Source organism: Kribbella sp. NPDC049174 (assembly GCF_043197365.1).
Taxonomy (GTDB): Bacteria; Actinomycetota; Actinomycetes; order Propionibacteriales; family Kribbellaceae; genus Kribbella.
In genome coordinates, this window is the sequence record NZ_JBICSZ010000010.1 from 295,596 (window position 1) to 309,445 (window position 13,850).

General features: G+C 61.3%; 10 protein-coding genes. 5 read left to right on the forward strand and 5 right to left on the reverse strand.

The window, feature by feature from the left end:
* From ACGFIF_RS37480 to ACGFIF_RS37500, 5 genes are all read left to right on the forward strand, one after another.
* Entirely contained in the window at nucleotides 1-873 is an 873-nt protein-coding gene (locus ACGFIF_RS37480; protein ID WP_393161282.1) for a branched-chain amino acid ABC transporter permease, read from the forward strand.
* On the forward strand, nucleotides 870-1,925 hold the full coding sequence (locus tag ACGFIF_RS37485) for a branched-chain amino acid ABC transporter permease (protein WP_393161284.1): 1,056 nt from the start codon (nucleotides 870-872) through the stop codon (nucleotides 1,923-1,925). The genes ACGFIF_RS37480 and ACGFIF_RS37485 overlap by 4 nt, the downstream gene beginning before the upstream one ends.
* Nucleotide 1,926: 1 nt before the next feature.
* Nucleotides 1,927-2,316 (forward strand): hypothetical protein, encoded by a 390-nt coding sequence (locus ACGFIF_RS37490; RefSeq protein WP_393161436.1) that lies wholly within the window; start codon nucleotides 1,927-1,929, stop codon nucleotides 2,314-2,316.
* Nucleotides 2,317-2,326: 10 nt separating this feature from the next.
* On the forward strand, nucleotides 2,327-2,608 hold the full coding sequence (locus tag ACGFIF_RS37495) for a hypothetical protein (RefSeq protein WP_393161430.1): 282 nt from the start codon (nucleotides 2,327-2,329) through the stop codon (nucleotides 2,606-2,608).
* A gap of 769 nt (nucleotides 2,609-3,377) precedes the next feature.
* Nucleotides 3,378-5,294, forward strand: coding sequence for a DNA cytosine methyltransferase (locus tag ACGFIF_RS37500; protein WP_393161286.1), 1,917 nt, complete (start codon nucleotides 3,378-3,380; stop codon nucleotides 5,292-5,294).
* A gap of 47 nt (nucleotides 5,295-5,341) precedes the next feature.
* On the opposite strand, the gene ACGFIF_RS37505 is transcribed toward ACGFIF_RS37500, so the two are convergent.
* The 5 genes from ACGFIF_RS37505 to ACGFIF_RS37525 form a co-directional block, all read right to left on the reverse strand.
* Entirely contained in the window at nucleotides 5,342-5,770 is a 429-nt protein-coding gene (locus ACGFIF_RS37505; RefSeq protein ID WP_393161289.1) for a very short patch repair endonuclease, read from the reverse strand.
* A gap of 549 nt (nucleotides 5,771-6,319) precedes the next feature.
* Nucleotides 6,320-8,386 (reverse strand): AIPR family protein, encoded by a 2,067-nt coding sequence (locus tag ACGFIF_RS37510; protein WP_393161292.1) that lies wholly within the window; start codon nucleotides 8,384-8,386, stop codon nucleotides 6,320-6,322.
* A gap of 14 nt (nucleotides 8,387-8,400) precedes the next feature.
* On the reverse strand, nucleotides 8,401-9,363 hold the full coding sequence (locus ACGFIF_RS37515; RefSeq protein ID WP_393161294.1) for a PD-(D/E)XK motif protein: 963 nt from the start codon (nucleotides 9,361-9,363) through the stop codon (nucleotides 8,401-8,403).
* Nucleotides 9,344-12,091 (reverse strand): Z1 domain-containing protein, encoded by a 2,748-nt coding sequence (locus ACGFIF_RS37520; RefSeq protein ID WP_393161296.1) that lies wholly within the window; start codon nucleotides 12,089-12,091, stop codon nucleotides 9,344-9,346. Before ACGFIF_RS37520 ends, ACGFIF_RS37515 begins: the two co-directional genes overlap by 20 nt.
* Before the next feature lie 34 nt (nucleotides 12,092-12,125).
* Nucleotides 12,126-13,586 carry an ATP-binding protein gene (locus ACGFIF_RS37525; RefSeq protein WP_393161298.1) on the reverse strand — a complete coding sequence of 487 codons (1,461 nt, stop codon included), beginning with the start codon at nucleotides 13,584-13,586 and terminating at the stop codon, nucleotides 12,126-12,128.
* Nucleotides 13,587-13,850 lie beyond the last annotated feature (264 nt).

The following is a 13,850-nucleotide window of genomic DNA, read 5'->3' on the forward strand; positions in this document are numbered from 1 at the left end:
ATGAGCGATCTGCTTCAGCACGCGTTCAACGGCCTGGTCAACGGCAGCTTCTACGCACTGCTCGCACTCGGGCTGGCCGTCATCTTCGGCATGCTCGGCGTGGTCAACTTCGCCCACGGCGCGTTCTACATGCTTGGTGCGTTCGGCGCGTTCATCCTGCTCAACGAGGCCGGCGTCAACTTCTGGATCTCCCTGCTGGTGGTGCCGCTGGCGCTCGGCGCGGTCGGGATGGCCCTGGAGCGGTTGCTCGTCCGCCGGTTGGTCGCGCTGGATCCGCTGTACAACTTCCTGCTGACGTTCGGCCTGACGCTGATCTTCCAGGATCTGCTCCGGATGAAGTACGGCTCGCAACCGCAGCCGTATCCGCAACCGGCCGGGCTGCGCGGGACGATCGACCTCGGATTGTTCGACTTCCCGGCGTACCAGGTGTTCGTGCTGGTGTTCTCCGTCCTCGTCTCGCTCGGCGCTTGGTTGCTCCTGGCCCGGACTCGGGTCGGGATGATCATCCGGGCGGCGACCGAACGGCCTGAGTTGACTCGTGCGATGGGGATCGATGTGGGGCGGTGGATCTCGCCGGTCTTCGGGTTCGGGATCGCGCTCGCCGCGCTGTCCGGCGTACTGGCCGCTCCGATGCGGGCGGTGAGTCCGCTGATGGGGGCGGACCTGATCATCCTCGTGTTCGCCGTCGTCGTGATCGGTGGCCTTGGGTCGATCTTCGGCTCGGTGGCCGCTGGGTTCCTGATCGGCATGCTGCAGGCGCTCGGCAACGTGTACGTCCCGGGACTGGCAACGACGTCGGTCTTCATCCTGATGGCCATCGTGCTGCTGTGGCGACCGGCTGGTCTGTTCGGCCGTGAGGAGACTGCCGTATGACGGCGCTGCTGTTCCGCAAACTGTCGGCGATGCCTCGGCTTTGGCGAGTCGCCGGGGTGCTCGTCGGACTGTTGGTCGTGCTCGCGCTGCCGTGGGTCATCTATCCGCCGGTGGCGATGGACATCGTCGCGTGGGCGCTGTTCGCAGTGGCGCTCGATCTGCTGCTCGGATTCACCGGGCTGCTGTCGTTCGGTCATGCGGCTTTCTGGGGCAGCGCGGCGTACATAGCCGGCACGATCGCGATCAAGACTGGCGTGCCCTTTCCCGTCGCGATTCTCGGCGCAGCAGTCGGGGCAATGGTGTTGGCCGTTCCGATTGCGCTGCTCGCAGTACGGCGTACTGGCATCTACTTCGCGATGGTGACACTCGCCTTCGCGCAGATGGTGTACTACGTCGCGAACCAGTGGCGCGGCGTGACCGGTGGGGAGAACGGACTGCAGGGCATCCCGAAGAACCTGTTCGGGCTGGATCTGTCGGACCCGTTCTACTTCTATTACGCCGGACTGCCGATCGCTTTGATCGGACTGCTGATCGCGTGGCGCGTGGTCCACTCCCCCTTCGGGCGGGTCCTCGTCGCGATCCGGGAGAACCCGGCTCGCTCGCGTTCGCTCGGATACCCGGTCGACCGGTACAAGGTGATGATCTTCGTCATCTCCGCCGGGTTGTCAGGGCTCGCCGGCGGGTTGTATGCCATCAGCCACGGGTTCGCGTCGTTGCAGGAGGTGTACTGGACGACGTCAGGCAAGGTCGTGATCATGACAGTGCTCGGTGGTATCGGAACGCTGTGGGGCAGCACGATCGGCGCCGCTCTGATCGTGCAGGTCGAGGACTACGTCGCGACCTCGGGGATCCACATCGGCCCGCTCAACATCACCGGACCCGGCCTCATCACCGGTGTGATCTTCGTGGTCGTCGTACTGCTCTTCCGGCGGGGCGTCTGGGGCACCGTGGCGCACCTGTTGCGTCGCCGGCGCGACGTTCCTGAGCCGCACCTCAGTGGTACGGCGCCGGCCGTGGCTGAGCAGGAGCCAGTCGCGGCGCAGAAGCCATGACATGAACACTCTCCCGCACCTCGACGCGGGCCGCATCTACCGCCTCGCACCATTCGAGGAGGTGGTCACTGAACTCCGGAAGACCTTCGCCGATGGTCTGTCGGTCGTTCTACCTCACGGTGGTGCCGTCCGGCCGCTGGCGGCCAGCCAGGGATCGGACGATCCGCTCGGCCCCGGCCAGTCGTCGGCGGCCGGCTTGGGGTCGCACGTTCCGCTCGGCCCGGCCGGTCGTCGGCGGCCGGCTTGGGGTCGCACGTTCCGCTCGGCCCGGCCGGTCGTCGGCGGCGGGCGAGGGGTCGTACGCTCTGCTTGGCAACGGCCAGTCGTCGGCGGCCCACCAGGGGGCGTACGTCCTGCTCGGCAACGACGGCGCGGCGGTTGCGACGCTTGACGGCGCCGCTCTGGCAGCCCGCCGTACGCCGGCCGTGTCGGCCCTCGCCACAGACGCGCTCGCACGGAACGACGTACGGCGGTTGGCGGTCTTCGGAACCGACGTACAAGCACGCGAACACGTCCGCGCAATGCGCTGGATCCGACCTTCTCTGGAGCAGATCGAGATCGTGGGCCATGAACCGGTAGCGACTGAGCGCTTCGTCGCCATGCTCTGCGGCGAAGGACATCCCGCTGTCGTGGCTACAGATGCGGTTGCATGCACTGGGCCAAATGCTCGACATGGCGCCTGACACTCGAATACAGTACGCCGCCGGCACTTTGACGTAGACGCGAGGGACAGATGGCGAGAGTGCGCTCACTGAGCAGCGGTATGCAGTCAGTAAAAATCCATCCGACGGAGGTCGATTGTTTTTATCAAACGATTGTGGATGGCAGCGGCACCAAGTTCCTCCACCTAACCACTTTTGGCTCAGATGATCGGCGGTCGAACCCAAAGAGCAGTCAATCGATCCAGCTCGACGAGCGCAGCGCACGGGAGCTCTTAAGAGTGATCAGAGCGACTTTCAACATCGACTAGAAATCGATCTGACGCTCCCGCGGACCGATGCCGACAGGCGTGGTCACCACTCTCGCCTGCTTGCCGACTGAAGGAGGTGGCGTCAAGGTGCTTGCGCACACGCCTGCGCCCGGCTCGCTGGCTGGCTGGCCGAGCAGGGTAGTTGCAGAGCAAGACGGGACTGTGAGCGATCGCGTACACCCGGTGGCTAGACTTGGCGGCTGACCTCGGCGATGGGCCAAATCCGTGAAGAAGTCAGTCTCCGCGCCACGCAAGGCCTGACTCCCCGTCCATCTCGACCGACGGTCCGGACCGGAACAGCGCCGAGCGCAGCGCGGCTCAGATCAGAAAGACCGTAGCTCGTACGGAGCGTCGGGTGGGTCGAAACCCCACTCAGGCCAGATCATAGAGATGGCAGCTCGGGCTGATCACGATTTGACCTCTCGCGACCGTGCGTGATCTCCTGGGCCTCGTCAGTTTCGGCTCACTGTGGAGGATGGTCCGTGGCCGCGAAGCTGGGAAGGCACTACGGCGTGCCGCTTGAGCGAAGTGACTACTTGGAGCTGAAGCCCCATCCACGCAGCTGCGACACACAAGGCTTCCGAGACTGGCTGCAGACCTTGGGCAGCGGGAAGCGACTGGCTGTTGATCTGTTCTCAGGCGCCGGCGGCCTTAGCTCGGGACTCGAGCAGGCAGGCTGGACTGTGGCCGCAGCCGTGGACATCGACGAGAGGGCGCTGCAGACACATGCCGCAAACTTTCCTGGTTTGAGTCTCCACATGGATCTTGGAGATCCGTCGGAGCGTGACCGGCTTATCGATCTCCTCGCGCCAGCCGAAATCGACCTTGTCGCAGGCGGGCCCCCGTGTCAACCGTTCAGTCGGGCCGGACGGAGCAAGATCCGCGACCTCGTGAAGAACCATAAGCGTGATCCTCACGACCGCCGAAAAGAACTATGGGTCGCTTATCTCGATGTGATCAAGCGAGTACGTCCGCGTGCCGTGATCATGGAGAATGTTCCCGACATGGGCCTGGCAGACGACTTCTTCGTTGTTCGTCTCATCGAGGAGGAACTCGAGGATCTCGGCTACGCGATTCAAATTCGCATAGTCGACGCGTGGGAGTATGGCGTACCACAGCACCGCAAGCGACTGATCCTGCTGGCACGAAGCGACACTGACTTGTTCGACTGGCGTGAGCCTGATCGAGAACGCACCACGTTACGAGACGCCATAGGCGATCTGCCGAAGCTCGACGTCGAGCCCCTTGAGCGCGTCGGTGCACGCAAAACGGCTTACAGGCAGCCACCCACCATGTCCCGCTACGCGAGGTCGATGCGGAAGGGGGCCGAACGCGGCATCCTGTGGGATCACATGACCCGACGAGTCCGGGCAGACGATTTCGAGATATTCACAGAGATGGAACCGAAGACGCTGTATTCCGAGATCGACGAAGATCGGCGTCGCTACAAGGCGGACCATTTTGTGGACAAGTACAAGAAACTTGACTGGAACGAGCTCAGTCGGACGATCACTGCCCATATCGCCAAAGACGGCTACTGGTACATCCATCCCGATCAGCCGCGCACCCTGACCGTCCGAGAGGCTGCGCGCATTCAGACCTTTCCTGACCGATTCAGGTTTGCCGGCACAAGGAGTGACGCGTTCCGCCAGATCGGCAATGCAGTACCACCTCAGCTCGGGCGGGCTGCCGCCGAGGCTCTGCTGCCGTGTGAGCCCGGTCGGCACTCCGCTGGCGCGACACAACCACACTGGAGGGAGGTCCGAGAGTCGCTCACGACCTGGGCTCTTGCCAGACGAGAGGGTGATGACTGGCACCATTTGCCTGCCTCAGAACCTGTGATGCTGCACGCGCTTGTGATGGCCGTGCTGTCCAGCTCGCGGATGAAACCATCGGCATTGGCGGAGCTGATGGCAACGATTCGTAAGTCGACGCGCCTCACACCTGCCATTTTCAACAAGCTCCTGAGTGCTGCACCGACCGTCGCGGCCCGCAAGCGCATCAGTCGGCTGAGTAGCGCTGTGGCCTTGCGATCGATTTGGTCGGACGTCGAGGCCATTGATGCAAATTTGCACCTCGCACCAGGCGAGCAGGCGGTTTTCCGGCTTTTGTCGGGTGAGGACCTCATGCTCGTCAGTCACGGAACCTTGCGGGTCGCTGCGCGGCTAAACGACAAAGACCTTGATCGTAACCGGTCGAGCGATGGGCGTGTCCAACTGGTCAAGCTCATCGGCGCCGGCCACCTTGCACCTCTCCGCATGGCGGCGGTACGCCTCATAGGCGCAAAGTTCTGCCATGAGACTCGACCGAACTGCTACAGCTGCCCTCTGGCTGTCCACTGTCCGCGGAAGGACCAGAATTCCCAGGACTTGTTCGCCTTCTCACCACCTACTGGATAGCGCCGGATCGGAATCAGGCACACATTCCCAATGGCGGACTGATGTGGTCATGCAACCCTGGACACCGCGTCGAGCACACGATGCGCTGCCGCATCGACGTTCGCACGGATCTCACATTCCCAAATCCTGACGACAGTCCACCCTGCTGCTCCGGCCGCCATTGTATTCCGTTCGTCGCGAGCTACGTTCGTTGCGATCTTCTCCTTCCACAAGGCAGCGTTCGGGCCGCGGAAGTGGCGTGCTCCATGATCCGGGCACCCGTGCCAGAAGCACCCGTCGACAAACACGGCAATGCGGTACCTCGGCAACACGAAATCGGCCGTCGTCCGGCTGGCAACCGTGCGGTGCACCCGAAATCTGAGGCCACAGCGATGAACTGCGCTTCGCAACGTTACCTCAGGCTGTGTGTCTCGGACGCGGCGCGCTCGAAGGTGCGCCCCCTCACGAGTGCTGATCCACTGACGATCACTACTCATCCGATTTGCCCCATCCGATGGCTTGAGACGCGGTGGATATCGTAGTTGACCCACTGGCGCATCTTGGGCTCGTCAGACAAGCCAGTGTCTGGTCCACACCTGATCGTGTCGTCTTCATCGTGTCGTCCTGATCGTGCCTACCGACTCCAGGAAACCCCATAACAGCCCTGGGCGCACGTGTCACGCACGTATGCAGGCTCGCGGGTCTGCTGGACGCGCGCCTTGGCTGCCCCACACCTTCAACCTCAGATCGACAAGACTGTCGTGACACTCTCCGCACACATCGACACAGCACGCAGCATCGGCCGGGTCGGCGCGATTGCTACGGTGGACAACTCTCAGCGGGCCAGTGCTGGGTCAAGCTTGGAGTCCCACCCGGACCCGAGGCGTACTGTCTGGCGCCACGGCACGGAAGCCGGTTGCGTCTACACCAGACCTACCGGCGGCCGGACAGTCCACCCGTCAACAATGGTCGACACGGCAGTATGACAACTGCGGCCGGCACCCGCAGCCGACACCGAAGACATCTGACTGCCTGGTGGTTGACGGTCATGCCCCGCCGACGCGGCCATGCCCAGCGTCGTCCGCCTTCTGGAGCACTGCCAGCAGCCGCTTCGCCTGAGCCTCCGACGGAACGCCGGGCCGCCGACCGGTGACAAGATCGAGGATGCTTGCCTCATTGGGAGAGAGGAGCCGCCTGTCGCTCAAGAACTCTTGTATGGCAATCCACTCTGACGCCTGCATGGACAGTATCTTCAGCTGCGCGTCGATGCCCGCGTCGATCTTCTGCACCGCTGCTGCGTCGCGCTTGTTCTGTCTCACTGTGGCGGCGGCCGTGAGCTGCGAGTCGATCCCCTCAGAGAGTCTGTGATCAGCGGCTTTCACGGCCGCCCAACACGACTCCCTCTTCGCCCACTCTGTAACGTTCTGTACCTCGCGGTTGTCGGACGTCAGTACTCCCTGCACCTTACGTCCGATGGCAAGGCACTCGTCGACAACCTCTGGCGAGACCGCCTGAACGCTCCAGACTTGATCGAGATCGAAAATCCGGCCCCTTCCCTGACGTCCGATCTCGTACGCCAGCTTCGCCAAGGTGTAGGTGACGTAGTTGGCGAGGTACCCCTTCTGGTACCAGTCGGCCTTGGCTATCGCCGTTCTCACAGATTCGAAGAGAAGCGCCTTGGCGACCAGATGCTTCCAATAGAGTTCGTTGAACAAATCGGGTGTTGCCTCCCACTTGGCGGCCACGAGGTTGGCGAATGCAACGAAGTTCTTCTGCGCACCGCTGCTTACCAAGTGTGGCTGCATGCCCCAGGTGACCTCATACTTGGCGGCGGCCGTCTTGTCGATGACCTGTGTCCTGGGATACATCTCCTCGAACTTCTTCTGCTTCGCCGGCGTGAGCTTCGCCTTCTCGTTCTGGTAGCTTCCACGCGTGCGCTCATAGAACCAGTGTGTTTGGAAGTTGACGCCGGCCTTGGCTGGCGCCAAGATACGTCGCGACAGCTCCTGCAGCCTGACGTGAAACGGACTGTTCGAGAAGAAGTCGGCCTCGCTCACCCGGTTCTGACTGTTCGCGTGCCGCGAGATCAGTGGAATCATGTCAGAGGCTACAGACGGTTCGACCACAACCAGCTTCATCTGCACGTAGACGTCTTCCATCGATGCGGATCTGTTCTCGCGTCGGACGTAGAAAAGCGACGCCGTGGTCTGCCCACCGTTGACGATCTGGAGATCAGTCACCTTCGCGATCCTGCCGTCCTTGAGGTCAACGCCGACAGCGGTTGCGGTGATTCCGTTGTTATAGGCAAGGAAATGGGCAGGGTCAGACAGAACCGTCGTTCGGATTCCCTTGTTCACCTTGCCGCGGTTACTCAGATACGAGCGAACGTTTCCCTCGAGAAGCCGGCTCCCATGTCGGTCGTACAGCTCTGCGAGCATCACTGAGGGCAGCGCGGCCAGGTACGTCCTGGTGTCATTGGAATGAGCTCGGACCTCAAGAGCAGGCAGTCCTTCAGGCAGCCATTCGGTCAGGTCGATCACCAGCTCTTGGCGACCAGTGAGGGACTCCGCAACCTGGTGCAACCGGCGGACGTCCCAAACATGGAAGTCGACGGGCACGCCGTTCAGCTCCGTTGACGGGACTGCCTTGGCCGAACCGCTGATTGCTAGGTCGCTGAGCAGGTAGAGGCGGTAGCGGCTGACGTTCGCCCCGCGCTTCCGAAGATCCTCCGCCAACTGATACTGCAGGGAGCTCTCCTCACGGCCAACAACGAATTCTCCGCTGACGGCTTCCTCAAGGAAGCCCTGCAGCGACTTGAAGGACGCCATCGCCTCCGTGTAGCTGAATGTCGAGAAGTCCTGACCACCCCACCGCAGCACGGCCAGCGCCACTGAGTTGTCCGAATCATCGAGGTCGAAGCCATGCACCGCAAGCTTTCGGCGCCTTTTGCCCTCGCCTTCGAACCACACGACATTGAGGAGCTCAACCTCTTCCGCCTCGGCCAGACGGTCAGACACCTCGGCCAGGAAGGCCTCCTTCGTGAAAGATCCCTCTGCTGCGGCGCGAACATGGGCTTGGTTCAGGAGATTGAGGCGGAACGCTTCGAGATCCATTGGAAGGCGACCCTTCAGACGATCAAGTCGGTCTTGACAAGGAACGGCGCAATGCTGCTGCGGGCGATCTTGTACCGCACGTGCTCCACCCCTTCAGGGAGATCACTCTGCCGAAGAGCCGGGAAGTTTTCGGTCACAACGAACGTCTCAACAGCAGTGGTCCTGAACCAGGTGTCCGCGTAGAACGAATGTGTGATGTCGACGCCCATACTCCTGAGCCTCAACTCGAACTCGTCCGGAGGGGCCCCCGCCGCGTTGAGACCTGCCATCGCTTGGTCGACGAGTTTGACGAGATTCACGGAGCCAGACTCCGTCTCGCTCACCTGGGGCACCTGCAGGACGAGCAGCTCCATCCCCATCTCATCGAGCTGGCTCGCCGAATTGATGCTGACGTGTGTGGCCGTTGGCCCGATCGACTTCGCCTCATGAAAACCAGTCTTCTGGTACCAGAAGTCCTGAGGAGCATTGAGAGGACCGAGCCACCCGACGATTGCCTGGTCAATCGACATCTGCGCCGCGAACCGGTTTAAGAGGAGCCAGAGCTCGCCCACCAAACCACGCAGCTCCTCCAGGGAGAGCACGCCCATCGGGCGAGCACGAAGAAGGCGCCTCCACTCGTCGAGGACGGCGTCCACAACGACCCAGGCCTGCGCCGGCGTCCTTTCGTCACGCGACGAGGAAACCACGTGTGCAACGAGGCGAAGGAAGACTTCCGCGAACCTGGGGTCCTGGAGAGTCAGAGACAGCACCCAGTGCCCGCGGCTCTCCTTCCGGCTGACGAGCACCAGATCTGAAAGCTCCGGAAGTCTCGGCTTCACGGTCGAGCGGATCTGGACCAGCGGGTAACCGAAATCATCGACACCCGCGTAGACCTCAAGCGGATGATCGACGTCGACCAGAACAACGCCGAGCTGACCGTCCGCGAGTCGCCGTCGCCAACTCGTCAGAAACGACGCCTCACTCATCATCGCTGCCATCCAGATCACCGAGGTCCTCGGGAGCGGTCTCTTCGACGACGGCAAGGCGCCATGCATCCAGAGCTACCGAGTTCAGCAAGTATTTCACCTCGGAGCCCTTTGTGCCGGGTTTTCCTGGAATGGCCACCTTAACTCCAACGAGGTAGTCGGCACCATCAGGACCGGTTTGGGGCCAGAATTCAGGCCTGGAATCACCAAAGTCGGGCTCCAGCAGATAGATCATCAGGGAAGGTCCGTGTCCCATCATCGCCTCATAAACCCTGGGCTCAACTCGGTCGGAAGCTGTCGCGAATCCGAACGTACGTCCGATATCCTCCTTACCTGCTAGGCGCGTACTCCTTCCTGAAACCTTCAACGGAATGTGCGAGCGGCTTCCGCCGCGCGCCGTCACCGCTGCCCCGATCTTCACCGCTCGCACCGGCGCGTTAATGCCCAAGTTCCTCGAGACTGGAACTTTCGCGCCCTTCCCCGATACGAACGCGACCGTCCATGTCTTGAGGGCCGGACTGCTCGTCTTCTCGACATAGGACGAGAGAACGTTATCGGCGAATAAGGCATCCGTAACGAATGGGATGTACGCGTCAAGAAATTCAGCAACGAAGCTCTTGTCAATCCCAGAGATCAGCGGCCACGGCCCACCACCGCCTGCCCAGCTGTGATGCGGATATGCTGATTCAATCCCGCGAACAAGGCTGCTGACGGCCGTACGATTCTTTGAGATTGTCTCAGGACAAGCATCGATGTCTGTTGTCTCGATGCGCTTCGCCGCGATGTCCACTGTCCAAGACTTCGCTTCCGCGGCCCCCATCTTGTTCTGCGCAGTGATCTTCAGGGTTTCTGGATGCATCCGAACCATCAGCCCGAAGTCCTGTGGAGTCAGTCCCTGCTTCTTCATCGCACGTAGCTGAGCGCGGAGCTCATCGACGATCCCGGAGACGTATCGGAACTGGTCCGCTACGTCATCAGGTAGCCAGACGCGACAGATATCGTCGTAACCTGGCCGGTAGCCGAACCATCGCGCCATCTGGAGCAGGGTGTCGGAGGCGCCGACGCTTCGGTGGAAGTAGCTGATCGTCAGGCCTTCGAGCGTGAGACCTCGACTGAGGACGTCTCCGCCAACCGCGATCATGCGCTCCGACTCCAGGTCGGATATGTCGCTAGCCTGCTTGACTCTGTCGGAGTTGATCAACCTCACCGACGTCGAATGGACAGCAGACTTCAGTTTGGGCACCACGTCGTTCCATCGAAGTTCGGCACCTGAAAACAATCGTTCGAACGTCCTCCGCAGGGCCGTCAACTCATCATGAGTGTCGCCGGGCACAAGCGAGACGGAATGCAGTTCGATCGCATCCTTGATCCTGTGGAACTCCGCTTCGACCAGCTCGTGAACCTGTGCTTGTACACGCTTGAACCTGGATACGTTGACCAACATGGCGCGCGCGCTGGTGTCACCGCGGGCCTCACGAATCGCGACGGCAACGACGAAGGCGCGGATGGCATCGATGAGACTGGGCGGCAGACTCGACACCTGCAGATGCGACTTGTGCTTCATTGGGAAGCAGTCCTCAGCGTCGTCCAGCTTGACGAGCCGAGTAGCGTCCACCTCCTCTTCGGTTCCGAAATAGCTTCGACTGCCGATATAGTTGGACGGAGCGTCCAGCGTCCGAATGTAGTCTCGGGGAAACAGGTCGTCGCCGAGCAGCTCCTGCGTCGTCTCATGGTCGATGAACACGTTCGCGAATGGCGTGGCCGTGAACGCCAGGTAGGAAGATTTCGTGACGGTACCGAGAATGCTACGAATCAGCGCGTTGATGACCGTCGGCGAATCTTCCTTTTTCGTGTTGACCGAAGCGTAGTCAGACTCGTCGTCGACCACGAGCATTGGGACATCGAGTTTCGCCCCACCCAGCTGATGCCCCATGAGCCAGTCCCGTAGATTCTCAAGCGCTGTCTTGTTCTTCTTGAGCACGAAGACGTAAGGCGCCGAGGCTTGCGGGTCGATAGCGAGGTTCGTAGCTTGCTTGGACGTCTTGCGAAAATCAGTCTCTTGCGTGGTTAGCCCCTGCGCCGAGAGGAAGTTGACGAGCCAGTTCCCCACGCCGAAGACCGGGGTCACTGACAGATGCGCTCCAACAGGACTCTTCGACGAATCCCTGCCGATCAGACCTTCATCAACCCGAAACTGGGTCTGCTTCCGTAGCGCCTCTGTACCCCCGGCAAGTAAGACGATCAGCTTGTAGCCTGCGTCGGCGGCCTTGTTCACAACTCCCAGGTAAGTGGCTGTCTTCCCAGATTGAACATCGCCAATGACGAGTCCTCGTCGCTTCCAGGAACCATCAAGGAGCGGGTCTCCCAGACAGTTCACGATCTCGTCGGTGGATGCGTCCAGAACATTCAGGACACCCGGCGAGAATCCCTTCTGCGTCAATAGTTGTTTGTACGCTATCCACCGCTTCCAGGCAATATCTGCGTGCCTTTCCGGAAGCCAGATCTGGAGGCCGCTGTCTGAAAGTGTCTCGCCGGGATCCATCGTGATGATGACCTTGGTCTTCACATGCAGCAGGACCTTTTGCCACGCCTCATCCGAGAGATCGGGGTACATGCCGCCTTTGCGCCAGGCATCGACCTTTTTTTCTACCGCCTCGACGGGCACCGGGGGCTGCGGATACTCCTTTCCAAGTTGCTGCACTATGAAGCCGATCACCTCATGGTCGCTGAAACTCTGCACCACATTCTCCTAGCCCACGGTGTCTGCGATATAACTAGCCGGCGCCGAGCGCAGCGCGCAAGGCGGATTGAAACCCGACAATCTGACAGTATGGCTCGATCGAACTGAGTAGTTCTATGTAACTATCGTCGCCCGGGTGACTGCCGTCAAACATCCCCCGAATTTCGACGGCCCTCGCCACTGCGCGCTCGAGTTGATCTCCAAGTGTCACAGCTGTCGCATCCTGACCCAGACGATTATGGGCATCCATGAGAGGAAACGTCTGCTCGACCAGCTCGAGCAGGACCTCGAAACGCTCGAGTTCGTTGGGGTCAAGGAGGTCTGCGAAGCGTTTGATGACAGGATGCTCACGATTCACTGCATATCGAAAGCTGTCGCGATCCACGATCACGTCCCATGCACGGGTGAGGGAGTCAAGCTCCTTTTCCTTACGACCGCGGAATCGGTGGACCTGCGAACTCGGTTCGACAAACTTACCTGCGAGAACCTTCAGAGCTTCGCGTAGGTCGCGTGGCGGAGTCGCCGCAGACTTCTTGATATCAAGTGCCCAGAGATGGTCGAGTGAGTTCGGAATATCAACTTTCACACGCGCAAGCTTGCTCAGCTCGGTCTTGGGGTTCAAACGGAACCAAGTGCCCCAGACCACAAGCCGGCCCGCCCTGTAGACATAGAATCCCTGGCTGTCGCGAAAGCTCCCTGGGGCCAGCGCACGTTGCCGTTCGGTTGCCGTCAGCTTGTTGATGAACGGAAGCGTGTACGCCACCACAGTAATCGCCTGTCCGGCGAGCTGGAGATCCTCGGTCCTCCTGTCGGTCGCCCTGTTTTCACTGAGAAATGGGTCCAGCGCCACGAACTGGTTACCGTTGACGGTCATCGAGATCTTGCGGACGTCGTCTCCCGTCACGAATCGATGAAACACCAGGGTGCAGTGATCGCGCACACGCGCGACCGCAGCGTCGAAGTCTGCCTGGCTTGGCCCCTCGGTCGACATCAACAGGTCCAGGCTGGTCCAACACACCAGGGTGCCGCTGTCGACCTCGGCCAGGAGGTTCCACCCGAGGAGCGAGATCGCGTCGCCGTCTTCCAGTTCGAGCACGAGCCATCTGCCCGTGGTGAGAACGTGGTCGAGATCCCAGCGGAGCACCGTGAGCTGACCGGCTTGCTTGGTCGCGACGGTCAGCTGGCGGCACTGAGACAGCGATGCGGTCTTGAGGCCGAGGCCAAACCGACCGAGGTCTGACATCCTGCGAGAAGCACTTGGACTCTGGGCTGCGAGCCGCATGGCAACGATTGCCGTCTGGCGGTCCATGCCATCGCCATCATCAAAGACCGAGACCCTCGGATTCCCTTGGGCGGACGTCAGGACGTGGATGGTGTTGGCGCCCGCAGTGATCGAGTTGTCGATGATGTCCGCGACGGCAGTCTCGAAGGAGTACCCCACGGCCCGCATCGACTCGAGCAGGTGCGGATCAGGCGTGAGCTCAATCTGACTCACTGCGATGCCCCAGTCCAGTCAACCGGACAGGTACCAGATCTGACGTTCGGACAAGTGCAGAGACCGCATCTCCCCCGGCCTGAAACCTGACGGTTCGATAGCTGCGTGACGGGTCCGTCAAATCGGACTGCTCGCCACTGAGTCGACCACATCCGAAGTCGTGCCCGACACTGGGTCGTAGCTCTGCAGATGTTGACGCAAGGCGCCACACTCGTCTGGTTGAGGCCCAATCTTGCTAACCCTCCGCGATCGCGACGTTCCGAT